Genomic DNA, 24,273 nt, shown 5'->3' with positions numbered 1-24,273 from the left:
CCCACCGAGCCCCCGACAGATGGAGACACGATGAGCAGCGCCAAGAGGCCGGGCACGCAGGGGCCCGGATCGCACGCCGCCGACAGCCACGACCTGATCCGTGTGCACGGCGCCCGCGAGAACAACCTCAAGGACGTCAGCATCGACCTTCCCAAGCGCCGCCTGACGGTGTTCACCGGAGTCTCCGGCTCGGGCAAGAGCTCGCTGGTGTTCAACACCGTCGCCGCCGAGTCGCAGCGGCTGATCAACGAGACCTACAGCGCCTTCGTCCAGGGCTTCATGCCCACCCTCGCGCGACCCGAGGTCGACGTCCTGGAGGGCCTCACCACCGCGATCATCGTGGACCAGCAGCGGATGGGCGCCGACCCCCGCTCCACCGTCGGCACCGCCACCGACGTCAACGCGATGCTGCGCATCCTCTTCAGCCGCCTCGGCAAGCCGCACATCGGCCCGCCCAGCGCCTACTCCTTCAACACCGCCTCGGTCCGGGCCAGCGGCGCGATCACCGTCGAGCGCGGCAACAAGAAGGCGGTGAAGGCGACCTTCCAGCGCACCGGCGGCATGTGCACCCACTGCGAGGGCCGCGGCACCGTCTCCGACATCGACCTCACCCAGCTCTACGACGACTCCAAGTCGCTCTCCGAGGGCGCGTTCACCATTCCCGGCTGGAAGTCGGACAGCCAGTGGACCGTGCAGGTGTACGCCCAGTCCGGCTTCGTCGACCCGGACAAGCCGATCCGCCGCTACACGAAGAAGGAACTGCACGACTTCCTGTACGGCGAACCGGTCAAGGTGAAGGTCAACGGCGTCAACCTCACCTACGAAGGTCTCATCCCGAAGATCCAGAAGTCCTTCCTGTCCAAGGACAAGGAGGCCATGCAGCCGCACATCAGGGCCTTCGTGGAGCGGGCCGTCACCTTCACCACCTGCCCCGAGTGCGAGGGCACCCGGCTCAGCGAGGGCGCCCGCTCGTCGAAGATCAGGAAGATCAGCATCGCCGACGCCTGCGCGATGGAGATCCGGGACCTGGCGCAGTGGGTCCGCGACCTCGACGAACCCTCGGTGGCACCGCTGCTCACGGCCCTGCGGGACACCCTCGACTCCTTCGTGGAGATCGGCCTCGGCTACCTCTCCCTCGACCGGCCTGCGGGCACCCTGTCGGGCGGCGAGGCACAGCGCGTCAAGATGATCCGCCACCTCGGCTCGTCGCTCACCGACACCACGTACGTCTTCGACGAGCCCACCGTCGGACTGCACCCGCACGACATCCAGCGGATGAACGACCTGCTGCTGCGCCTGCGCGACAAGGGCAACACGGTCCTCGTCGTCGAGCACAAGCCGGAGGCCATCGCGATCGCCGACCACGTCGTCGACCTCGGCCCCGGCGCCGGAGCCGCCGGCGGCACCGTCTGCTTCGAGGGCACCGTGGAGGAACTGCGGGCCGCCGACACCGTCACCGGCCGCCACCTCGACGACCGGGCCGTCCTCAAGGAGTCCGTCCGCAAGCCCACCGGCGCCCTGGAGATCCGCGGCGCGAGCACGCACAACCTCCAGGACGTCGACGTCGACGTCCCGCTCGGCGTGCTCTGCGTGGTCACCGGCGTGGCCGGCTCCGGCAAGAGCTCCCTGATCCACGGCTCGGTCCCGGCCGGCGCCGACGTCGTATCGGTCGACCAGAGCCCCATCAAGGGCTCGCGGCGCAGCAACCCCGCGACGTACACCGGGCTCCTCGAGCCCATCCGCAAGGCCTTCGCCAAGGCCAACGACGTGAAGCCGGCCCTCTTCAGCGCCAACTCCGAGGGCGCCTGCCCCACCTGCAACGGCGCCGGTGTCATCTACACCGACCTGGCGATGATGGCCGGCGTCGCCACCCCCTGCGAGGACTGCGAGGGCAAGCGGTTCCAGCCCTCCGTGCTGGAGTACCGCTTCGGCGGCCGGGACATCAGCGAGGTGCTCGCCATGTCGGTGGACCGGGCCGAGGAGTTCTTCGGCGCCGGGGAGGCACGCACGCCGGCCGCGCACAAGATCCTCCAGCGGCTCTCCGACGTCGGCCTCGGCTACCTCACGCTGGGCCAGCCGCTCACCACCCTCTCCGGCGGCGAGCGGCAGCGGCTCAAGCTGGCCACCCACATGAGCGAGAAGGGCGGGGTGTACGTCCTCGACGAGCCGACCACCGGTCTGCACCTGGCCGACGTCGAGCAACTGCTCGGCCTGCTCGACCGCCTCGTCGACGCCGGCAAGTCGGTCATCGTCATCGAGCACCACCAGGCCGTCATGGCGCACGCCGACTGGATCATCGACCTCGGCCCCGGCGCCGGTCACGACGGCGGCCGGATCGTCTTCGAGGGCACCCCCGCCGACCTCGTCGCCGACCGCTCCACCCTCACCGGCGAGCACCTCGCCGCCTACGTCGGCGCCTGACCCGGGCGACGCGGTCCACGGCGCCGGAAACGCCACCCGGAGCGGCCGGCGCTGTGGGATCGTGGTCCGGTGACGACGCTGGAGGACCTGGCCCGGCTGCGCCGGGCCCGCGACCTGATGGACCGCGAGTACGCCGAACCGCTCGACGTGCCGGCGCTGGCCCGCGTCGCCCTCATGTCCGCGGGCCACTTCTCGCGCAGCTTCCGCGCCGCCTACGGGGAGACGCCGTACAGCTACCTGATGACGCGACGCATCGAGCGCGCCATGGCGCTGCTGCGGCGCGGCGACATGAGCGTCACCGAGGTCTGCTTCGCGGTCGGCTGTACCTCACTGGGGTCGTTCAGCTCGCGGTTCACCGAACTGGTCGGCGAGAGCCCCAGCGTGTACCGGGACCGCGACCACTCCGACGGCGCCGCCGTCCCGGCCTGCGTCGCCAAGGTCCACACCCGGCCGGTCAGGAACGGAGAAGCGACGCCCGCGCCACCGTCCGTGGCGTGACCCGCACGGACATCAGCCTCACGCAGTGCCTCATCGCCGTCGACGACCACGACAAGGCGCTCGCCTTCCACCGGGACGTGCTCGGCGTGGAGGTCGCGCCCACGTCGCTCACGCGGGAATGCGCTGGGCCACCATCGGTTTCCCGGCCCGGCCCGGCCCGACGTCGACCTCGTCCTCGAACCCCCGCCGGCGGACCCCAAGGCCTCGGCCGCCGACAGGGAGGCGACGGCCGGGCTGCCGGCCAAGGGGCACCCGCACGGCGTCGTCCTCGGCACCGACGACGTCGCCCTACGGCGTCCACGACTGCGCCTTCCGTGCCCCGGCCGGCAGCACGCTGCGCTTCAAGAAGCCGCGCGTGGACCGAGGATCCGGGTGTTTGCCGTGGGAGCCAGGGGGCAGGCGCAAGTTCAGTGCTTCGGACAGGAGGCACGTCCGTGGGAGCGGCGCCACGCCGCCTCGGACGCGTCCGAGGGGAGCCGGACATCCTCCCACGGTGACCGCCCGACCCCAGGGCCGCGTCGTCGTAACGGTGCCGGCCGCATCGCGAGCCGGAGGCCGCCCGCCTCCCGGTCGCCTCCTGTGCGGACCGCACCGACCGGACTGCCGTCCGGCGCGACGGCGGGACCCCGCACTCCGAGGGAGTTGCGACGCACCATGCCGATCCACGCCAGTGTGAAGCACCCGCACGACGACGCCCCCGACACGGCCGACGCGTTCCGTCGGCTCTCCACCCTTCCCGACGGTCCCGAGCGCGACGCGGTCCGCGACCGGATCGTCGAGGCGTGGCTGCCCATGGCCGAACGGCTCGCGGGACGGTTCCGCAGCCGCGGCGAGAGCTACGAGGACCTGCGTCAGGTCGCGTCCCTCGGCCTGGTCAAGGCCGTCGACCGCTACGACCCCGAGCGCGGCAACGCCTTCGAGAGCTACGCCGTGCCGACCATCACCGGCGAGATCAAGCGCCACTTCCGCGACCACATGTGGACCCTGCACGTACCGCGCCGGGTCCAGGAACTGCGCAACCGCGTGCGCTTCGCCGGCCAGGACCTGGCCCAGACCATCCCGGGCCGCAGGCCCACCGTCGCCGAGATCGCCGAGCACGCCGACCTGAGCGAGGACGACGTCCGCACCGGTCTCGAGGCGCTGGAGAGCTTCACGGCCCTGTCCCTGGACGCCGAACTCCCCGGCAGCGAGGACGGCTACTCGCTGGGCGACGCGCTCGGCGCCCCCGACCCGGCCCTGGACACGGTCGTCGACCGCGAGGCCGTCAAGGACCGGCTGGCCGCGCTGCCGCCGCGTGAACGCGCCATCCTCTACATGCGGTTCTTCGACGACATGACGCAGAGCCGCATCGCCGAGCAACTCGGCATCTCCCAGATGCACGTCTCCCGGCTGATCACCCGCTGCTGCGACCGGGTGCGGGAGCAGGTCCTGCGGGAGCCGGGTCCGGGGGCGTGAAACCTCGGGCTCACCCGCCCGGACCCCCGGTTCGCGCGAACGGCGCACGGTGACGGGCGTCCCCGTGCCGGACGGGCTGTGATGGCCGAGGGGCGCGAGTGCCGTGCCCCCGCAGCCGTCGCTCGAAGGAGCCCGCCCCATGCGCCGCACCGCCCGCGCCCTGTCCGTCGCCGTCCTGGCCAGTGCCGCCCTCGGCGTCTGCGCGGGAGTCGGCGCGGCCGACCCGGGCGTCCCGTCGCCCCCCGTCGGCACGGGGGCCGGGGAACCGGTGGCCCCGCCGTCCGCCGACGACCCGGCCGCCGACGACCCGGCCGCCGTGCCTCCGCCGTCCGCCGAGGAGGCCGTCCCGCCGCTCGGCGGGCAGCCCGCCGCGCGGGTCAGTCCGGCGGACGCCGCCCCCGGTGACACCGTCACCGTCTCGGTCTCGTGCGGCCCGACCGGCGGGTCCGCGCCCCCGAGCCTCGACGCCACCTCGGCGGCCTTCGAGGAGGGCACCGTCGCGCTGCGCAAGGTGGCGGACGACGGGGGGACGGCGTCCGGGCCGACCTACCGCGGCACCGCGCGCATAGCCGCCGCCGGAGCGCCGGAGCCGGCCCCGGCGGACCCGGAAGACGCCGGAGACGCCGAGGCCCCCGGAGACGCAGCGGTCCCAGGGGACGCAGCGGACCCCGCGGATGCCTGGACCGTCGACGGTGCCTGCCCGGACGCGTCCGGCGGCGAGGGCGGCGACCCGTGGAGCACGACGATGAGTGTGCCGGGGGAGAGCGGTACGGACGCGGGTGCCGGTGCCGGTGCCGGTGCCGCCCAGCCGGGGTGCCGGGAATCCGCCGCTCCGGGCGCGGGGGCCGCCACGCGCGGCACGCCCTGCGCGCCCAGCACCAAGTCCGCGTGCCCCGAACCCACCGCCGCGCACGGCGGGTCCGCGACGTGGGCCAAGCCCTGCGGCGGCGCGACGACGGCCGAGCACGGGGTGCAGGCGGGCACCGGAGGGGCCTTCGGCGGCTCGATGACCGCTCTGGTCGCCGGCGGTGTCCTGATCGCGGGCGCCTGCGGAGCGGCCGCGCACCGGCTGCGGTTGCGCCTGCGCGGGGAGGACGGCGAGCGCTGACCCCGCGCGGCGCCCGGCCCGGCTGTGACGCGCGCAACCGGAGTCGCAGCCATGGCGGGGCGGCACGGTGGGTACTGGGACCAACGAGCACGAGCGAGCACACGAGCGAGCAACAGGGCGCGGCACGGACAGGCGGCACAAAGGCGCGGAGGCACGCATGCGGCGCACGGACCCCGAAGGCCCGGCCACGGCTCCGCACGGCTCGGCAGCGGGGCCGGAGGGCTCGGCCACCGGGTCAGGGGGCCGGGGCCCCGCAGGCCGCGCCGCCCCGGGGGTTGGAGCCGCGGACCCAGGGGGCGGGCGCGCCGGCTCGGGGGCTGGCCCGGCCGGCCCGGGGTCTGAGCCTGCGGACTCGCGGTCCGGATGTGCTGGTTTGGGGGCTGGCGCTGGCCGGGGGTCTGAGCTTGCGGACTCGGGGTCCGGATGTGCTGGTTTGGGGGCTGGCGCTGGCCGGGGGTCTGAGCTTGCGGACTCGGGGTCCGGGCGTGCCGGTTTGGGGGCTGGCGCTGGCCGGGGGTCCGAGCCTGCGGACTCGCGGTCCGGACGTGTCGGCTCGGGGGCTGGCCCGGCTGACCGGGGGTCCGAGCCTGCGGATTCGGGGTTCGGGCGTGCCGGCTCGGGGTCGGGACGTGCGGACTCGGGTCCGGGGGCCGTCGGCTCGGGGTCGGGACGTGCGGACTCGGGGTCGGGGTCCGGGCGCGCCCGTTCGGGGTCGGGGTCCGCCGATCCAGGGTCCGGACGCGCCGATCCGGGGGCCGGGCCTGCCGGGCACGGGCCCGTTCGTTACGGTCCGCACTTTCCCGAGGACGGGCTGCCCGTGCTGCCCGAGCTGGCCGCCGTGCTCGCCGCCGCCGCGGGCCGGGCGCGCGGGGAACCGGCCGGCGGAGCCCCCGCCCTCCTGGAGGCGGCGAGCGGCTACTGGGACCGGCGGGGTCTGACCACCGGGCCCGGTCATCTGGCCGCCGCCCCCGGCGCGGGCGCCCTGCTGCTCGCGCTGACCGCCGCGCTGGGCGGCGACGTCCTGGTGCCCCGTCCGTGCGCCGCCTGGTGGGCACCGTACGCACGACTGCTGGGCAGGCCCGTCTTCCACGTACCGACGCCGGCCGAGTCAGGAGGCGTGCCCGACCCGTACGCGCTCCTGGAGACCGTCCGCCGGGTCCGCGCCGAGGGCGGCGATCCCCGTCTGCTCGTGCTGTCCGTCGCCGACGACCCGACCGGCACCGTCGCGCCGCCCGAGCTGCTGCACGAGACCGTCGAGGCCGCCGCGGCCGAGGGGCTGCACCTGGTCAGCGACGAGACCTGGCGCGACACCCTGCACGACCCGCACGCCACCGTGGTCCTCAGCCCCGCCGAGATGCTGCCGGAACGGGTCACCGTCGTCACCGACCTGGCCGGGGCGCTGCTCCCGCCCGCCTGGCCGGCCGCGGTCGCCCGCTTCCCGGCCTCCGCCGCCGGGAACGGCCTGCACGCGCGCGTGCTCGACGTGCTCACCGCGCTCGGCGCCCGCGTCGCCGCGCCCGTCGCCGCCGCGGCCGGGTACGCGCTCGACGAACCCGAGCCGGTCACCGCCCGCCGGGCGGCCGCCGTACGCCTGCACGCGCGCGTGGCCGCCGCCGCGCACGCGGCCGTCGTCGCCGCGGGCGCCACCGCCCGGCCCCCGCAGGCCGGCCGCCACCTGTACGCCGACCTCGGCCCGCTGCGCGACGCCCTCGGCGCCGAGGGCGTCGGCGACGCCCAGGAACTGGAGGACTTCCTCACCGCACGGCTCGGCATGCCCGCCCCCGGCGGCCACCGCTTCGGCGACGACCTGCCCGCCCTGCGCGTCCGGCTCGCCACCGGTCCCCTGCTCGACGCGGGCACGGACGAGCGGCGGGCGGAATGCCTGCTGTCCTCGGACCCGTTGGAACTGCCACACGTGCAGCGCGCGTTGACCGGCCTGAAGTCGGTCTTCGACGGTCTCCGCGACGCTCAGCGATGGGAGCCCCCTCGATGACGCACCAGCCCCGGTCGACCACGAGCACCCCCACGTCCGCCTCCGCCGAGGACGCCGGCACGGCCCCCGCCCACCCGCCGCTGGCCGCACCCCGCCCGCCCGCGGAGCACCGTGTGTGGCCGCGGACCTTCCACGACCGGCTGACCGCGCCGCTGCCCGGCCTGAAGGCCCTCGCCAGATTCGCCCGCGAGGGCGCGGTGAGACCCGGCCCCGCCGGACTCGCGGACATCCCGCGGCTGCCCTGCGCCCCCGGCCCACTGCCCCGCGTGGACGCGCGCACCGTCGCCGTCACCTGGGCCGGACACGCCAGCTGGGTGGTCCGGATCGGCGGCCTCACCGTGCTCACCGACCCGGTCTGGTCCCGCCGGATCCTCGGCACCCCGGCCCGGATCACGCCCGTCGGCGTCGCCTGGAGCGACCTGCCCCGCGTCGACGCCGTCCTCATCAGCCACAACCACTACGACCACCTGGACGCCCCCACCCTGCGCAGGCTCCCGCGCGACACCCCCGTACTCGTCCCCGCCGGGCTCGGCCGCTGGTTCCACCGTCGCCGCTTCACCCACGTCACCGAGCTGGACTGGTGGGAGGCGACCGAGCTGAACGGGGTCCGGTTCGACTTCGTCCCCGCCCACCACTGGTCCAAGCGCAGCCTCACCGACACCTGCCGCACCCTGTGGGGCGGCTGGGTGCTCACCGACCCCGACGGCCGGCGCGTCTACTTCGCCGGCGACACGGGATACGGCCACTGGTTCACCCGGATCGGCCGCCGCTACCCCGGCATCGACCTCGCCCTGCTCCCCATCGGCGCCTACGACCCCCGCTGGTGGCTCAGCGACGTGCACTGCGACCCGGAGGAGGCGGTACGGGCCGCCCGGGACGTCGGCGCGCGCCACATGGCGCCGATGCACTGGGGCACGTTCGTGCTCTCCGCGGAACCGGTACTGGAGCCCCTCACCCGGGTACGCGACGCCTGGCAGCAGGCGGGCCTGCCCCGCGAACGCCTCTGGGACCTGCCGGTCGGCGGCTCCCGCGTGCTGGAATAGCGCCCCCGGCCCGCCCCCGTCGGGCCACCTCCACCTACCTACGCCTTCGCCGGCCCCCGCAGCCGCCGCCACACCCCCGGTGCCACGCTGACCAGCACGGTGAGCGCGATCGCCGCGGCCACGCCCTCCCACGGCTTGCTGAACAGGGCGCCGCTGAGGACGCCGATCAGCTGGTACGTCGCCGCCCAGGCCAGGCAGGCCGGCAGATTGCCCCGGGCGAAGCGGCGCAGCGGCCACTTCGCCAGCAGACAGGCCAGCATCACCGGGATCCGGCCGGCCGGCACCAGCCGGGACAGCACCAGGACCGCCACGTCGTGCTCGGCGAGTTTCTCCTGCGCCTGCTCGAGACGGTCCTCCGGCGCCCGGGACCGGATCGCCTCCAGCCAGCGCGAGCCGTTCTTCGAGCCGACCCCGCGCCGGCCCAGCCAGTACAGCGCCATGTCCCCGCAGAACGCGGCCAGCGACGCCGTCGCGAACACCATCAGCATGGCGAACGGCAGCGTCTGGTGCATCGCCACCACCGCCGCCGAACTGACCAGCGCGCCCGTCGGCACCACCGGCACCAGCGCCCCGATCAACACCAGCAGGAACAGCGAGGGATAGCCGAGCGCCTGCTGCGTCGGCTCCGTCGGTATGTCCAGCGTCGCGGCCCCCAGCCAGCTCACCGCGCGACCTCCACCCGTACACGCTCGCCGTGCCCCAGCCGGTGCACCGTCACCCCCGGCGCGCGCAGCGCCGACAGGCGCACGAACTCCTGGCCCGGCGTGTGGAACTCGTGGGGGCGCACGGCGTCCATCCCGATCGGCCAGTACGTGCCGTAGTGCACCGGCACCGCCGTGCGCGGCGCCAGCCGGGTCAGCGCCTCGGCCGCCCGCCCCGCGTCCAGGTGCTCCGCACCCAGGTAGGGGCCCCAGCCGCCGACCGGCAGCAGCGCCGCGTCGACCGGCCCGACCTCCTTCTCCATGCCGTCGAACAGACCGGTGTCCCCGGCGAAGTACGTCCGCGCCTCGCCCTCGACGACATACCCGAGAGCGGGGGCGCGGTGCCGTCCGACCGGCAGCCGCCGCCCGTCGTGCCGCGCCGGCACCGCCCGTATCCGCAGGTCGCCGACGGCCGTCTCGTCGCCCGGCGCCACCTCGGTCAGCTCCAGGTGCCCGAGCCGGCGCAGCCCCGGCACCGCCCGGAGTGCGCCCCGGGGCACGAGCAGGCGCGTGCCCGGCGCGAGCCGCGCGAGCGACGGCACATGCAGGTGGTCGGCGTGCAGGTGGGACACCAGGGCCACGTCCGCCCGCCAGGCGTCCGGCGGCGGCACCGCACCCCGCCTGCGGCGCAGGTGGGCGAGCCGGCGTGCGAACAGGGGATCGGTGAGCACGCGGACGTCCGAGTCCTCGACCGTGCAGGTGGCATGACCCCACCACGTGAGCTCCACCGGCACCTCTTTGCCTCCTTCGCGCGACTCCCCGAAGCCTACGTCCAGGAGTAGGGTCGGCGGCGAAAACGGGAGGTGACAGGAGGTGAGGGGGGACACCATGGGGCCGGTGCGGGTGACGGCGATCGCGAGTCTGACGCCACTGGAACAGCTGGACGACGACCCCTTCCTGGTCGACTCCCGCAGCCAGCACGCCATGTGCGCCCGCTGGGCCGCCGAGCACGGCTACGTCGTCGCCCGGCAGCTCCTGGTGCGCCGTCTGCGGCACGACCACGGCGCCCTGTGGGACGGGGTGCGCCCCGGGCACGACCTGTTCGTGGCACCCAGCCGCCGGGTGCTGGAGAGCGCGCTGTCCTCCGTCGACGACTTCACCGCGGAGTGCGCGCGGCGCGGCGTCCGCGTCGAGACCGTGGGCCACGCCGAACCGTCGTACGACGCCCGGATGAAGGCCTGCGTGCACCGCAGGCTGTCCATGCCGACGGCCGGGTACGACGGCCGCTGACCGCCGCCCGGGGGTGTGAACCGGACCCGGGGGGACAAACGGGGACTCCCGAGCGTTGTGGCAGGGTGGGGACGGCCCGCACGGACGACGGGCCGGGGACGTGAGGTGTGCAGGACGTGAGCGGAGGCCGTTGGCGCCGGGTCGCCAGTCAGATCGGGCGGAGTGTCGCGGTGTGGGCCGTGTCCACCCTCACGATGCTCGTGCTCGCCGGGATCCTGCCGGACTTCCGGCTCCAGTCGCCCGACGGCGACAGCGCGACCGACATCGCCATGACCGCCGCGGTCGGTGCCGGCGCCTTCGGTCTGCTCTCCGCCCTGGTCTGGCCGCTCATGGTCCGCCTGCTGCTCCTGGTGCCCGCCCTCGTCCTCGGCCTGCTGGTCTTCTTCCTCAACGGCGGGCTGCTGCTCCTCGCGATCGACGTGAACCCGGCCGGGCGCGGTGGCGTCGCCCCCGAGACGGCGGTCGTGGTGGCCGCCGTCATGTCCGCCGTCGCCTCCGCCACCGGCGGGGCCCTGGCCGTGCGCGACGACGACGCCTACCGCCGCCGCCTCTACCGTCTCGCCGACCGCCGCCGCAGATCCGGGCCGCCCTGCCCGGCCGGGCCCGGCACCGTCTTCCTGCAACTGGACGGCGTCGGTCACGACGTCCTGCTCGACGCGGTCGACGGCGGCGCCATGCCCACCGTCGCCCGCTGGCTCGGCCGCGACGGCGCCTCCGCCACCCACCGGCTCGACCCGTGGCGCACCGACTGGTCCAGCCAGACCGGCGCCAGCCAGCTCGGCATCCTGCACGGCAGCAACCACGACGTCCCCGCCTTCCGCTGGTACGAGAAGGACAGCGGCGAGGTCATGGTCAGCAACCGCCCGACCAGCGCCGCCGAACTCCAGTACCGCGCCGTCCGGCGCACCGGCGACGCCGGACTGCTCAGCCTCGACGGCGCCAGCCGCGGCAACCTGTTCGGCGGCGGCGCCGACGAACAGGCCCTCGTGCTGTCCATAGCCACCCGCCGCCGCAGCCGCGAGACCCGCTCCCGGGCCGGCTACTTCGCCTACTTCTCCGACCCGGCCAACGCCGTGCGCACCGCGATGTCCTTCGTCGCCGAGGTGTGCCGGGAGATCGGCCAGTCGACCCGCGCCCGCCTGCACAAGGTCCGCCCGCGTGTCTCCCGCGGCGGTCTCTATCCCTTCGTCCGCGCCTTCGCGACCGTCGTCGAGCGCGACGTCGTCGTCGCCGCGGTGATGGGCGACATGCTCGCCGGCCGCACCTCCGTCTACGCCGACCTGGTGGCCTACGACGAGGTCGCGCACCACTCCGGGCCCGGCAGCCGGGACGCCGCCAAGGTCCTCGGGCGGCTCGACCGGGCCCTCGCGCTGATCGGGAACGTCGTCGAGCACGCCCCCCGCCCGTACCGGATCGTGGTCCTGTCCGACCACGGCCAGAGCCCGGGCGAGACCTTCCGCGCCCGCTACGGGCTGACCCTCGCCGACCTGGTGCGGGCCGGCTGCGGGCTGGCCGTGCCGCGCAGCGCCCGGCGCACCCGCAGCGGCGCCGAGGCGCGCAACACCGTACGGGCCGCCCTGCACCGACCCGTCGAGGAGGGCGCCGAACAGCAGCGGCCCGCCGACACCCCCACCGGGCGCCGCTCCGAGCCGATCGTGCTGGCCTCCGGCAACCTCGGTCTGGTCTCCTTCCCGGACGTCCCGCACCGGATGACCCGGGAGGAGATCGACGCCCGCCACCCCGCGCTGCTGACGACCCTCGCCAACCACCCCGGCATCGGCTTCCTGCTGGTGCGCAGCGAGAGGCACGGCGGGGTCGTGCTCGGCGCGCGCGGCGCCGAGGTGCCCCTGGACCGGCTGGACGAGGACCCCGGGCCGCTCGCGCCCTTCGGCCCCGGCGCCGCCGACGCCGTACGCCGCACCCACTCCTTCCCGCACACCGCCGACATCATGGTCAACTCCTTCCACGACCCGGCCGACGGCGAGGTCCTCGCCTTCGAGGAGCAGATCGGCTCCCACGGCGGACTCGGCGGTGCCCAGTCGCGCGCCTTCCTGCTGTCACCGACCGTGCTGTCCGCGCCGGCCGGCCAGGGTGAGGAGATCGTCGGCGCCGAGCAGGTCCACCGGGTGCTCCGCCACTGGCTGCGCGAGTCGAACGGTCCCCAGGTGCCGGTGGGGGCGGAGGATCCACGGCCGAAGGTCGTCGAAGGCGCACCCTTTCCCGTGGCGGACGGGTTCGTGCAGGACAAAAGCGCCTGATTTGGAGCGAAGCGGGACTGTGCCGGACCATGAGCCGGTCCGGCGATCCCGGGCCCCGTTCCATGAGAGGCGCACCACCCCATGCACGCCACCGGGACCGTCCCCCCACCGGCTCCGGAACCGCGGGAGACCACTGCGGCCCCCGCATCCGACAGCACCCGGCACGCCCGCCGCTTCGGGCTCCCCGTCGCCACCGCCCTGGTCATGGGCAACATCATCGGCGGCGGCATCTTCCTGCTCCCGGCCTCCGTCGCCCCCTTCGGCACCATCAGCCTGCTCGCCTTCGGCGTCCTGACCGTCGGCGCGATCGCGCTCGCCCTGGTCTTCGGCCGCCTCGCCGCCCGCGACCCGCGCACCGGCGGCCCCTACGTCTACGCCCGCGGCGCCTTCGGCGACTTCGCCGGTTTCCTCGCCGCCTGGGCGTACTGGATCACCACCTGGGTGTCCAACGCGGCCCTCGCCGTCGCCGCCGTCGGCTACCTCGACGTCCTGATCCCGGTGAACGACCACCGCTGGACCGCGTGCCTGGCGGCCCTCGTCATCCAGTGGCTGCCCGCCCTCGCCAACTTCGCCGGCACCCGCTGGGTCGGCGCCGTCCAGCTGATCTCCACCGTGCTGAAGTTCGCGCCGCTGCTGCTCGTCGCGGTCGGCGGGCTGTTCTTCTTCGACCCGGACAACCTCGGCCCGTTCAACGCGAGCGGCTCCAGCGGCATCGGCGCGGTGTCCGCCGCCGCCGCGATCCTGCTCTTCTCCTACCTGGGCGTGGAGTCCGCCGCCGTCAGCGCCGGCGAGGTCAAGGACCCCCGCCGCACGGTCGGCCGGGCCACCGTCATCGGCACCGCGGGCGCCGCCCTCGTCTACCTCCTCGGCACCCTCGCGGTCTTCGGCACCGTCGCCCACGACCGCCTGGTCACCTCCTCGGCGCCCTTCTCGGACGCCGTGAACGCCATGTTCGGCGGCGCCTGGGGCGGCTGGGCCGTCGCGCTGGCCGCGCTGGTCTCGATGACCGGCTGCCTCAACGGCTGGACCCTGCTCAGCGCCCAGACCCCGTACGCGGCGGCCAAGGACGGCCTCTTCCCGGCCGCCTTCGCGCGCAAGCGGCGCGGGGTGCCCACCGTCGGCGTCGGCGTCACCGTCGTCCTCGCCTCGCTGCTCACCGTCTACAACTACACGTCCGGCTCGGCCAGGGTCTTCGAGGTCCTGGTCCTCGTCACCACCTTCACGGCGACCGTGCCCTACCTGCTGGCCACGGCCGCCCAGCTCTTCCACCTGGTCTCCGGGCAGGGCGAGAAGGTCGACCGGGCGCGCCTGGTCAGGGACGGCGTCGTCGCGTCGGTCGCGGCGGCGTTCTCGCTGTGGCTGGTCGCGGGCGCGGGATACGCGGCGGTCTACCAGGGCGTGCTGTTCCTCTTCGCGGGTGTGCTCGTGTACGCGGTGATGGCGGCCCGCAGGCGCCGCGCGGAGGGGCCCACCGCACCGTAATTCGGCTGCGCGGGGGCCCGGGAGGCACGCACACTGGGCCGGTCACCTCCCGACCCCCTCTCCCGCCAAGGAGCCCCTGCGTGCAGGCAGCCGTCACCGTCACTCCCGCCCGCCTCCCGGAACTGCTGCTCGGCCTCGCCACCGTGCGGCCGGTGTTCCTGTGGGGCGCACCCGGCATCGGCAAGTCCTCCCTGGTGAGGAACTTCGCCGACTCGCTGGGCCTGGAGTGCGTGAGCCTGCTCGGCACCCAGCTCGCGCCCGAGGACCTGATCGGCGTCCCGCAGATCCGGGACGGCCGGTCGGTGTTCTGCCCGCCGGAGGCCATCGCCCGCGACGAGCCGTACTGCCTCTTCCTGGACGAGCTGAACGCGGCCACCCCGGACGTGCAGAAGGCGTTCTACTCCCTCATCCTCGACCGCCGCATCGGGAACTACGAACTCCCCAAGGGCTCCCTCGTCATCGGCGCCGGAAACCGTGCCACCGACAACGCGCTGGCCCGCCCCATCGCCTCCGCGCTGGTCAACCGCCTCACCCACGTCCACCTGGATGCCTCCGCGAAGGACTGGCTGGTGTGGGCCGGTGAGCACGGCATCCACCCGTGGATCACCGACCACCTCACCGACCGCCCCGACCACCTGTGGTCCAAGCCGCCCAAGACGGAGGAGCCGTTCTCCACCCCGCGCTCCTGGCACATGCTCTCCGACGCCCTGCACTCCTTCGGCCGGGACCTCGACGAGGAGACCCTGAAGGTCCTCGCGCACGGCACGCTCACCCCGGCCCACGCGACCGCCTTCTGCGGATACGTCAAGATCGTCCGCAGCCGCTTCGGCATCGAGGCGATCCTCAAGGGCGAGGCCCGCTGGCCCAGCCGCCTCGAGGACCGCGATCTCCTCTACTACCTCGCCGAGTCCTTCCGGGGCCGCCTGGTCAAGGAACTGCCCGCGAGCAAGGAGCACATGTCGGCGAACGGCCGCCAGACCGCCTACCGCGCCAAGTCGCTGCTCGTGCAGCTCGCCGAGATCTCCGTCGAGGTCGCCCAGAGCGTCATCGCCTCCGACGCCGACGGCAACCCGCTGCTGCCCGCCTGGTTCCTGGTCGAGGCCGCCCGCGACATGCCCCGGCTGGTGGAGGCCCGCCGATGAGCCGCACCCGCAGGCAGAAGCAGCAGCAGAAGAAGAAGGACCCGGCCGCCGAGGACTGCGCCAAGGGCGTGCAGCTGGTGTGGGCCAACCCGGCCCTCGCGGCCATGGAGGTCAAGCTCTGCCGGGAGGAGGAGTGCGAGGTCGCGCCCCGGCAGGGGCTCGCCCGCGTCAGCTCCAACGGCCGGGTCCACCTGAACCCCACCCGCCACGCCGAACCCGCCGACTGGGCCTGGGCCATCGCCCACGCCCTGATCCACCTCGGCTTCGGTCACGTCCCCGCAGCCAACGGCGAGCGCGTCCAGCCCGACCGCTACGACCTCGCCGCCCGCTGCACCGTCGTCAACCGCTTCCTCCTGACCTTCCCGGTCGGCCGCACCCCGGACCACCTGCCGCCGACGTACCCCGACGGCGACGAGGAGCGCATCGCCGCCGCCTGGCGCCGCGAGGGCGGCGTCCCCGCCGCCTACGAGCACTGCGGCACCGCGGGCGGCGACCCCGACCAGCTGCTCGTCCCCTGGGACGGCTGGAACCTCCAGGTACCCGACTGGCAACTGGCCTTCGCCCACGCCCTGACCCGCACCATGTCCACCGCCCTCGACCTCGCGGGCGGCCGCCGCGACGCCATGCTCGGTGGCCCCACCCGGCTCCAGCCCTGGCAGCGGGCCCTGAGCTGGTTCGTCTCCTCCTACCCCCTCCTCGGCGGCATCGCGTCGGGCATCACCCTCGTCGCCGACGCCGAACTGGCCCGCGCCCACGGCATCTCCGTCGCCGCCGTCAACGCCGAGGCGGGGGAGATCTACGTCAACCCCCTGCGCCGCTACGACGACGAGGAATGGCGCTTCATCCTGGCCCACGAGATGCTGCACGCCGCCCTGCGCCACGGCGACCGCTGCGGCACCCGCGACCCGTACCTCTTCAACGTCGCCTGCGACTACGTCATCAACGGCTGGCTCGTCGAGATGCAGGTCGGCACCATGCCCGAAGGCCTGCTGCACGACCCGGAGCTGGCCGGGCTCTCCGCCGAGGAGGTCTACGACCGCATCGCCGGAGACCTGCGCCGCATGCGCCGCCTGTCCACCCCGCGCGGCAAGGGCGTCGGCGACGTCCTCGGCGGCCCGCTGGGCCCACCCCGCGACCACGTCGACCTCGACGGCTTCTACCGCCGAGGCCTGACCCAGGGCTTCGACCTGCACCAGCAGCAGGAACGCGGATACCTGCCCGCCGGCCTGGTCCAGGAGATCCGCGTCCTCAGCCACCCGCCGCTGCCCTGGGACGCCCGGCTCGCCCGCTGGTTCGACGAGTTCGTGCCCCGCCCCGAGCCCGTACGGACCTACGCCCGCCCCTCCCGGCGCCAGGCCGCCACCCCCGGCATCCCGCGCGCCGGGCGGTACTTCCCCCCGGAGGAGATCGCCCGCTGCACCTTCGGCGTCGTCCTGGACACCTCCGGCTCCATGGACCGGACCCTGCTCGGCAAGGCGCTCGGCGCGATCGCCTCCTACGCCGAGGCCCGCGACGTGCCCGCCGCCCGCGTCGTGTTCTGCGACGCCGCGCCGCACGACGCCGGGTACCTCCCGGTGACGGACGTCGCCGGGAGGGTGCGGGTGCACGGCCGGGGCGGCACCGTTCTCCAGCCCGGCATCGACCTGCTGCTGCGCGCCGAGGACTTCCCGCCCACCGCGCCCGTCCTCGTCGTCACCGACGGCTGGTGCGACGTCCTGCGGGTGCGGCGCGAGCACGCCTACCTGATTCCGCAGGGCGCGCGGCTGCCGTTCACCGCCCGAGGGCCGGTCTTCCGGGTGAGCTGAGCCGGAGTGTGATCGGATGGGGGCGGGAACCCGGACACACGGGCTACCACCGCCCCAGTACAGCAAGCGAATTCGAGAGGACCCGCCGTGGCAACCACGCGCTCCGCACACACCGTCTGGGAAGGCAACCTGCTCGAGGGCAACGGTGTCGTCACCTTCGACTCGTCCGGCATCGGCGAGCAGCCGGTGTCGTGGCCGTCGCGCGCCGAGCAGGCGAACGGCAAGACCAGCCCGGAGGAGCTGATCGCCGCCGCCCACTCCAGCTGCTTCTCCATGGCGCTGTCGCACGGCCTGGCCGGCGCCGGCACCCCGCCCACCAAGCTCACCACCTCCGCCGACGTCACCTTCCAGCCCGGCGAGGGCATCACGGGCATCCACCTCACCGTGGAGGGCGCCGTCCCCGGCCTGGACAACGACGCGTTCGTCGCCGCCGCCGAGGACGCCAAGAAGAACTGCCCGGTCAGCCAGGCCCTGACCGGCACGACGATCACCCTGTCGGCCAAGCTGGCCTAGTCGGACAGTCGGACAGTCGGACAGGGGCGCTAGGAGCCCGCGCGCTCCCAGCCCCGCCGGTCCGGGCGCGGCCCCAGCTGCCTGGGGTCGCGCGACCGGTAGACCACGTACGGCCGGGTCAGGTACTGCAAGGGCGCGCTGAACATGTGCACCAGGCGGGTGTAGGGCACCAGGGCGATCAGCACCATCCCGACCACCGCGTGCACGTGGTACAGCACCGGCACGCCCTCCATCAGCTCCGTCCTCGGATTCAGCGTGAACAGGCTGCGCGACCAGGGGGCGATGGTGCTGCGGTAGTCGTAGCCGTTGCCGGAGGTGTCGGAGAGCTTGGCGATCATGCCCAGCAGCAGGGCGCCGAGCAGGAAGACGTACATGAGCTTGTCGTTGGCCGTGGTGGCCCGGAACACGGGCGCGTTGGTGCGGCGCCGGTAGATCAGGATGCCGATCCCGGCGACCGCGAGGACCCCGGCGAAGGTGCCGCCGTAGAGCGAGAACAGGTGGTACGCGTGCTCGTCGATGCCGACGGCCTGGGTCCAGGACGCCGGAATGAACAGGCCGATCAGATGACCGGCGAGCACGAAGAGGATGCCGTAGTGGAAGACCGGTGACGCGATGTTGAGCAGCTTCGACTCGTAGACCTGCGAGGAGCGCGTGGTCCAGCCGAAGCGGTCGTAGCGGTGCCGCCACACCAGGCCCGCGATCAGCAGCGCGAAGGCGGCGTAGGGCAGGACGCCCCACAGGAAGACGTTCATCGGCGGGCTCCGGTGGGTGCGGGCGGCAGGGTGGCGCACACGGCGTCCAGGACGCACGCGTAGGGCGTGCCGAAGGCGGTGAGCCGGGAGCGCAGCTGGTCCAGGGCGTCACGGTGCTCGGTGAGCATCTCCATGTTGCCGGTGCGGGAGACGAACTCCAGGACCGCCGGCAGGAAGTCCGGCAGCTCCTCGCCGGTGAACTCCAGGCCGTGGGCGCGGTACAGCTCCTTGAAGCGGACCAGGGACATCCCCCGGTTGCGGGTGTCGCCGTCGGTCCACCAGCTCAGGTACAGGCTGTGCCGGTTCTTGAAGTCGAAGACCTCGACGTAGTGCGCCTGGAGTTCGCCCTGCCCGGTCGCCGCCGCGTGGTCGGTGAAGCCGCGCAGCTGCGGCGCCGCCTCGCGCAGCAGGGGCAGCCGGGCGCGGAAGTCGTCGTCGGGATACGTCAGACAGAGCGCCGCCGCCTGGTAAAGCACCTCGAAGCCGGGCATCGGATCAGACCTCCCTCTCGTCGTCGGCCGTCTGGCGCCTGCGCAGGATGTGGAAGTTCTCCACCGGCACCAGTGGCAGCCGCTTGCGCCCCGAGTCCTGGCCGAACGGCCCGTCGCCGCCCATGCCCGGGCCGCCGTCGGTGTCCAGGCTGCACGTGTCCGGCAGCGCGGACGCCTCCAGCCGGTGCGCGTCGCCGACGGCCGCCGTCGGGATCACGTACCGCTCCTCGTACTTGGCGATCGCCAGCAGCCGGTACATCTCCTGAATCTCCTCGGGACGCATGCCGACGCCCGCGCAGACGGCCGGGTCGGGGTCCTCGCCGAGGTTGACCGACCGCATGTGGGCCCGCATCGCGGCGAGTTTCTCCAGCGACGCCCGCACCGGGCCGGTGTCACCCGCCGTGAACAGCTCGGCCAGGTACTCCAGCGGGATGCGCAGCGTGTCGATCGCGCCGAACAGGTTGTCCGCGTCCTCGCCGTCGTGCCCGGTCTCCGTCAGCGCGTCCACGACCGGGGACAGCGGCGGGATGTACCAGACCATCGGCATGGTGCGATACTCCGGATGCAGCGGCAGCGCGACCTTGTACTTGCTGACCAGCGCGTGCACGGGGGAGCGCCGGGCCGCCTCGATCCAGTCGAACGGGATCCCCGCCTCCTCGGCGGCCCGCCGCACCCCGGGGTCCTCCGGGTCGAGGAAGACACCCAACTGCGCCTCGTACAGATCGCGTTCGTTCGGAGTCTCGGCGGCCTCGGTCACCTTGTCGGCGTCGTAGAGGACGACCCCCAGGTACCTGAGCCGCCCCACGCAGGTCTCCGAACAGACGGTGGGCTGGCCCACCTCGATGCGCGGGTAGCAGAACGTGCACTTCTCCGCCTTGCCGGTGCGGTGGTTGAAGTACACCTTCTTGTACGGGCAGCCGGTCACGCACATCCGCCAGCCCCGGCAGCGGTCCTGGTCGACCAGGACGATGCCGTCCTCCGAGCGCTTGTACATCGCCCCGGACGGGCACGAGGCCACGCAGGACGGGTTGAGACAGTGCTCGCAGATGCGCGGCAGGTAGAACATGAACGTCTCTTCGTACGCGAACCGCACCTTCTCCGAGGCCTGCTGGCGGGTGCGCTCCACCATCGGGTCCAGGTCGCCGTAGGCGGGGGCGCCGCCCAGGCTGTCGTCCCAGTTGGAGGACCAGCCGATCTTCATCGGCTTGCCGTCGAGCTGCGAGACCGGCCGGGCGACGGGGTAGTCGGTGCCGAGCGGGGCGTCGGTGAGGTTCTTGTAGTCGTACGTCCAGGGCTCGTAGTAGTCCTTGATCTCCGGGAGCCGGGGGTTGGAGAAGATCCCGGCGAGCTTCTTGAAGCGGCCGCCCGCCTTCAGCCGCAGCGCTCCGCGCCGGTTCAGTTCCCAGCCGCCCCGCCACTTCTCCTGGTCCTCGTAGCGGCGCGGGTAGCCCTGTCCGGGGCGGGTCTCGACGTTGTTGAACCAGACGTACTCCATGCCCCGCCGGTTGGTCCACGCCTGCTTGCAGGTGACCGAACAGGTGTGGCAGCCGATGCACTTGTCGAGGTTCATGACCATCGCGACCTGGGCCATCGGGCGCATCAGTACTCGACCTCCTGGGAGCGGCGGCGGATGACCGTCACCTCGTCGCGCTGGTTGCCCGTCGGGCCCAGATAGTTGAACGCCCAGGACAACTGGGCGTAGCCGCCGATGAGATGGGTCGGCTTGAGGAGCAGACGGGTGAGCGAGTTGTGCACGCCGCCGCGTTTTCCGGTGGTCTCCGTGAGGGGGACGTTGACCGTGCGTTCCTGGGCGTGGTGCATGAAGACCGTGCCGGGCGGCATGCGGTGCGAGACGATGGCGCGGGCCACGACCACGCCGTTGCGGTTGACCGCCTCGATCCAGTCGTCGTCCGCGACCCCGATCGCCGCCGCGTCCTCGGCCGACATCCAGATGGTCTGACCGCCCCGGGACAGCGCCAGCATGAACAGGTTGTCCTGGTACTCGGAGTGGATGGACCACTTGTTGTGCGGGGTGAGGTACCGGACCGTCACCTCGCGGTGGCCGTCGGGACCCAGTTGAGGCTCGCCGAACAGCCGGTGCATGTCCAGCGGCGGCCGGTACACGGGCAGCGCCTCGCCCAGCTCGTGCATCCAGTCGTGGTCGACGAAGAAGTGCTGCCGGCCGGTGAGGGTGTGCCAGGGCTTGAGATGCTCGGTGTTGAGCGTGAACGCCGTGTAGCGACGTCCGCCCGCCTCACTGCCCGACCACTCCGGCGAGGTGATCACCGGCACGGGCGCCGCCTGGGTGTCGGCGTAGGTGACGCGCTTGCCCTCGTGCTCGGCGGCCAGGTGGGCCATCTCCTGCCCGGTCCTCTCCTCCAGGGTGTGGAAGCCCTGGGTGGCCAGCCGCCCGTTGGTGGTGCCGGACAGGGACAGGATGGTGTTGGCCGCCTTCACCGCCGTGTCCAGCGCCGGGCGCCCGTCGGCCGGGCCGCCGCGCACCGTGCCGTTCAGGTCCCGCAGCCGCGCCACCTCCTCGTCCGGCCGCAGCGTGATGCCCTTGGCGGGCAGCCCCTTGGCCTCCGCCAGGGGGCCCAGCGCCGCGAACTTCGCCCCGATCGCGGTGTAGTCGCGCTCGACGACCACGAGGTTCGGCATGGTCCTCCCGGGCTCCGGCTCGCACTCCCCGCGTCGCCAGTCCCGTACGACGCCGCCCGGCTGGGCGATCTCGCCCGGGGTGTCGTGCTGGAGCGGCGCCGCCACCAGGTCCTTGCGCACCCCGAGATGGTCCTCGGCCAGCTCGCTCAGCTTCTCCGCGAGGAGCTTGAAGGTGTCGAAGTCGGTGCGCGCCTGCCAGGGCGGGTTCACCGCCGGGGAGAAGGCGTGCACGTAGGGGTGCATGTCCGTGCTGGACAGGTCGTGCTTCTCGTACCAGGTCGCGGCGGGCAGCACCACGTCGGACAGGAGCGTGGACGAGGTGTGCCGGAAGTCCAGCGAGAGGAGAAGGTCGAGCTTTCCCTCGGGCGCCTCCTCGTGCCAGACCACGTCCCGGGGCCGCTCGCCGGGCGCCGCCTCCTCGGCCCGCAGCGAGGACTGGGTGCCCAGCAGGTGCTTGGTGAAGTACTCGGCACCCTTGCCGGACGAGCCGAGCAGGTTGGCCCGCCACAGAGTCACGATCCGCGGCCAGTTCTCCGGCGCGTCCGGGTCCTCGCCCGCGAACTTCAGGGTGCCCGCCCGCAGTTCGGCCACCGCGTTCGCCACCGGGTCGCCGAAGCTCTCGCCCAGCTCCAGCGGGTTGCGGTTGAAGGTCGGGTACGAGGGCATCCAGCCGGTGCGCGCCGACAGGGCGAGGCAGTCCGCGCCCGCCATCCCGGCCAGCCGCCCCTCGCCCAGCGGCGAGGCGAGGACGTCGGCGCGGAAGCGGTCGTAGCGCCACTGGTCGGTGTGCAGGTACCAGTACCCGGTGCCGATCGCCTGGCGCGGCGGGCGCGACCAGTCCGACGCGGCGGCCAGCGACGCCCAGCCGGTCACCGGGCGGCACTTCTCCTGGCCGACGTAGTGCGCCCAGCCGCCGCCGTTGCGGCCCTGGCAGCCGGTGAGCTGGAGCAGGGCCAGGAAGCCCCGGTAGATCGTCTCGGAGTGGAACCAGTGGTTGGTGCCCGCGCCCATCAGGATCATGCAGCGGCCCTTGGAGCGTTCGGCGGTGCGCGCGAACTCCCGGGCGATGCGCACGCAGGCCGCCGCCGGCACCGAGGTGTGCGTCTCCTGCCACGCCGGGGTGGCGGGCGCGGCGGCGTCCTCGTACGACGCCGGCCAGTCGCCCGGCAGGTCCGGCCGGGCCACGCCGTACTGGGCCAGCATCAGGTCGAAGACCGTCGTCACCAGCGGCCCGGTCGCCCCGCCGAGGCGTGTCGCCGGTACCCCCCGGCGCAGGACGTCGCCGCGTCCCTGCCCGTGCGGGCCGCCCTCGGTGTCGAAGCGGGGGAGGAGCACTTCCACACCCGACGCCATCTCGTGGCCGTGCAGGCTCAGCCGGGGGCGTACGTCGCCCAGGTCCAGGTTCCACTTCCCGCGGTCCGCGTCGTTCCAGCGGAAGCCCAGCGAGCCGTTCGGGACCACCGCGCGGCCCGTCGCCTCGTCCAGGACCACCGTCTTCCAGCGGGCGTCGTCGCCGCCCTGCCCCAGGTCGGCGGCGCGCAGGAACTTGCCCGGCACGTACGCCCCGTCCCGCTCGGTCAGCGTCACCAGGAACGGCAGGTCGGTGAAGCGCCGCACGTAGTCGTCGAAGAACGGGGTGACGCGGTCGACGAAGAACTCCTTGAGCACCACGTGCCCCATCGCCATCGCCAGTGCGGCGTCGGTCCCGGGGTGCGGGTGCAGCCACTGGTCGGCGAACTTGGTGTTGTCGGCGTAGTCGGGCGAGACCACGACCACCTTCTGGCCCCGGTAGCGGGCCTCCGCCATCCAGTGCGCGTCCGGCGTGCGGGTCACCGGCACGTTCGTGCCCCACATGATCAGGTACGCCGCGTCCCACCAGTCGCCCGACTCCGGCACGTCCGTCTGGTCGCCGAAGACCTGCGGGGACGCCACGGGCAGGTCGGCGTACCAGTCGTAGAACGACAGCATCGGGGCGCCGATCAGCGAGTGGAAGCGGGCGCCCGCCGCGTGCGACACCATCGACATCGCGGGGATGGGGGAGAAGCCCGCGATGCGGTCGGGGCCGTGGGCGCGGATGGTGTGCACGTGCGCGGCGGCGACCATCTCGACCGCCTCGTCCCAGCTCGCCCGGACCAGGCCGCCCTTGCCGCGCGCCCGCTGGTAGCGCCCGCGCCGCTCGGCATCCCCCTGGATGTCGGCCCACGCCAGGACCGGGTCCTTCAGCCGGGCCTTCGCCTCCCGGTACATGGTCAGCAGCACGCCGCGCACGTACGGGTACCGCACCCGGGTGGGGGAGTAGGTGTACCACGAGAACGCCGCGCCACGGGGACAGCCGCGCGGCTCGTACTCGGGGCGGTCCGGGCCGACCGACGGATAGTCCGTGGCCTGGGTCTCCCAGGTGATGATGCCGTCCTTGACGAACACGTTCCACCGGCACGACCCCGTGCAGTTCACGCCGTGCGTCGACGTCACGACCTTGTCGTGGCTCCAGCGGTCCCGGTAGAAGGCGTCCGACTCCCGGCCGCCGACCAGCCCGATGCTGTGCAGGTCGGGTGCGGCGGTGCCCGGCCGGAAGAACCGTCCCGCGCGCAGCAGCGCCGCGCCCGGCTCGGTGGGCGGTGTCCGCGTGTCGGTCACGTGCGCTCCCTTGCTCACCCGGTGCCGGGTGCTCGCCGGGCCCTGGTTCTCGAACCTAGGGCCGGGCGCGGGAGCGCACCTGTTCG

The 24,273-nt window shown here is 73.6% G+C and carries 18 protein-coding genes; 12 read left to right on the top strand and 6 right to left on the bottom strand.

What is annotated here, in order from left to right; translation table 11 throughout:
* Positions 1–30: 30 nt before the first annotated feature.
* From OHA99_RS05030 to OHA99_RS05005, 6 genes are all read left to right on the top strand, one after another.
* Positions 31–2,421 (top strand): excinuclease ABC subunit UvrA, encoded by a 2,391-nt coding sequence (locus tag OHA99_RS05030; RefSeq protein WP_165684072.1) that lies wholly within the window; start codon positions 31–33, stop codon positions 2,419–2,421.
* Between the two features lie 69 nt (positions 2,422–2,490).
* Positions 2,491–2,919: a helix-turn-helix transcriptional regulator gene (locus OHA99_RS05025; protein ID WP_054101965.1), complete on the top strand. Its 429-nt coding sequence runs from the start codon at positions 2,491–2,493 to the stop codon at positions 2,917–2,919.
* A 654-nt stretch (positions 2,920–3,573) separates the two neighbouring features.
* A complete protein-coding gene (locus OHA99_RS05020; RefSeq protein WP_153177052.1) occupies positions 3,574–4,374 on the top strand; it encodes an RNA polymerase sigma factor SigF in 801 nt (266 codons plus the stop codon).
* A 139-nt stretch (positions 4,375–4,513) separates the two neighbouring features.
* Positions 4,514–5,482, top strand: a complete 969-nt coding sequence (locus tag OHA99_RS05015; RefSeq protein WP_405694347.1) for a hypothetical protein — start codon at positions 4,514–4,516, stop codon at positions 5,480–5,482.
* Between the two features lie 493 nt (positions 5,483–5,975).
* Positions 5,976–7,475, top strand: a complete 1,500-nt coding sequence (locus tag OHA99_RS05010) for an aminotransferase class I/II-fold pyridoxal phosphate-dependent enzyme (RefSeq protein WP_405694344.1) — start codon at positions 5,976–5,978, stop codon at positions 7,473–7,475.
* Positions 7,472–8,518 (top strand): MBL fold metallo-hydrolase, encoded by a 1,047-nt coding sequence (locus OHA99_RS05005; RefSeq protein WP_153177050.1) that lies wholly within the window; start codon positions 7,472–7,474, stop codon positions 8,516–8,518. Before OHA99_RS05010 ends, OHA99_RS05005 begins: the two co-directional genes overlap by 4 nt.
* 38 nt (positions 8,519–8,556) lie before the next feature.
* Here the strand turns inward: OHA99_RS05005 and OHA99_RS05000 are convergent, their stop codons facing one another.
* Positions 8,557–9,183: a DedA family protein gene (locus OHA99_RS05000; protein ID WP_087788867.1), complete on the bottom strand. Its 627-nt coding sequence runs from the start codon at positions 9,181–9,183 to the stop codon at positions 8,557–8,559.
* Positions 9,180–9,953 carry an MBL fold metallo-hydrolase gene (locus OHA99_RS04995; protein WP_165684068.1) on the bottom strand — a complete coding sequence of 258 codons (774 nt, stop codon included), beginning with the start codon at positions 9,951–9,953 and terminating at the stop codon, positions 9,180–9,182. The genes OHA99_RS05000 and OHA99_RS04995 overlap by 4 nt, the downstream gene beginning before the upstream one ends.
* Positions 9,954–10,047: 94 nt before the next feature.
* Between OHA99_RS04995 and OHA99_RS04990 the strand changes: the two genes are divergently transcribed.
* From OHA99_RS04990 to OHA99_RS04965, 6 genes are all read left to right on the top strand, one after another.
* Positions 10,048–10,449, top strand: coding sequence for a hypothetical protein (locus OHA99_RS04990; RefSeq protein WP_007445582.1), 402 nt, complete (start codon positions 10,048–10,050; stop codon positions 10,447–10,449).
* 116 nt (positions 10,450–10,565) lie between these two features.
* On the top strand, positions 10,566–12,707 hold the full coding sequence (locus OHA99_RS04985) for a phage holin family protein (protein ID WP_228126057.1): 2,142 nt from the start codon (positions 10,566–10,568) through the stop codon (positions 12,705–12,707).
* A gap of 81 nt (positions 12,708–12,788) precedes the next feature.
* Entirely contained in the window at positions 12,789–14,189 is a 1,401-nt protein-coding gene (locus tag OHA99_RS04980) for an amino acid permease (protein ID WP_366471328.1), read from the top strand.
* An 80-nt stretch (positions 14,190–14,269) separates the two neighbouring features.
* Positions 14,270–15,331, top strand: a complete 1,062-nt coding sequence (locus OHA99_RS04975) for a MoxR family ATPase (protein WP_366471329.1) — start codon at positions 14,270–14,272, stop codon at positions 15,329–15,331.
* Positions 15,328–17,136 (top strand): DUF2201 family putative metallopeptidase, encoded by a 1,809-nt coding sequence (locus OHA99_RS04970; protein WP_153177046.1) that lies wholly within the window; start codon positions 15,328–15,330, stop codon positions 17,134–17,136. The genes OHA99_RS04975 and OHA99_RS04970 overlap by 4 nt, the downstream gene beginning before the upstream one ends.
* Positions 17,137–17,223: 87 nt before the next feature.
* Positions 17,224–17,649, top strand: coding sequence for an OsmC family protein (locus OHA99_RS04965; RefSeq protein ID WP_405694337.1), 426 nt, complete (start codon positions 17,224–17,226; stop codon positions 17,647–17,649).
* A 29-nt stretch (positions 17,650–17,678) separates the two neighbouring features.
* Here OHA99_RS04965 and narI read toward each other — a convergent pair whose 3' ends face one another.
* From narI to OHA99_RS04945, 4 genes are read right to left on the bottom strand one after another with little or no spacing between them, the layout of a single operon-like run.
* Positions 17,679–18,401, bottom strand: coding sequence for a respiratory nitrate reductase subunit gamma (gene narI / locus OHA99_RS04960; RefSeq protein WP_164381920.1), 723 nt, complete (start codon positions 18,399–18,401; stop codon positions 17,679–17,681).
* Entirely contained in the window at positions 18,398–18,892 is a 495-nt protein-coding gene (gene narJ, locus OHA99_RS04955) for a nitrate reductase molybdenum cofactor assembly chaperone (RefSeq protein WP_153177043.1), read from the bottom strand. The genes narI and narJ overlap by 4 nt, the downstream gene beginning before the upstream one ends.
* A 4-nt stretch (positions 18,893–18,896) precedes the next feature.
* Entirely contained in the window at positions 18,897–20,492 is a 1,596-nt protein-coding gene (narH, locus tag OHA99_RS04950) for a nitrate reductase subunit beta (protein WP_153177042.1), read from the bottom strand.
* Positions 20,492–24,187, bottom strand: coding sequence for a nitrate reductase subunit alpha (locus OHA99_RS04945; protein WP_381500687.1), 3,696 nt, complete (start codon positions 24,185–24,187; stop codon positions 20,492–20,494). The genes narH and OHA99_RS04945 overlap by 1 nt, the downstream gene beginning before the upstream one ends.
* Positions 24,188–24,273 lie beyond the last annotated feature (86 nt).

The organism is Streptomyces coelicoflavus, from assembly GCF_045041415.1.
Lineage (GTDB): Bacteria > Actinomycetota > Actinomycetes > Streptomycetales > Streptomycetaceae > Streptomyces > Streptomyces coelicoflavus.
The sequence above is the reverse complement of the archived record's forward strand: the minus strand, read 5'-3'. Positions and strand labels throughout refer to the sequence as shown.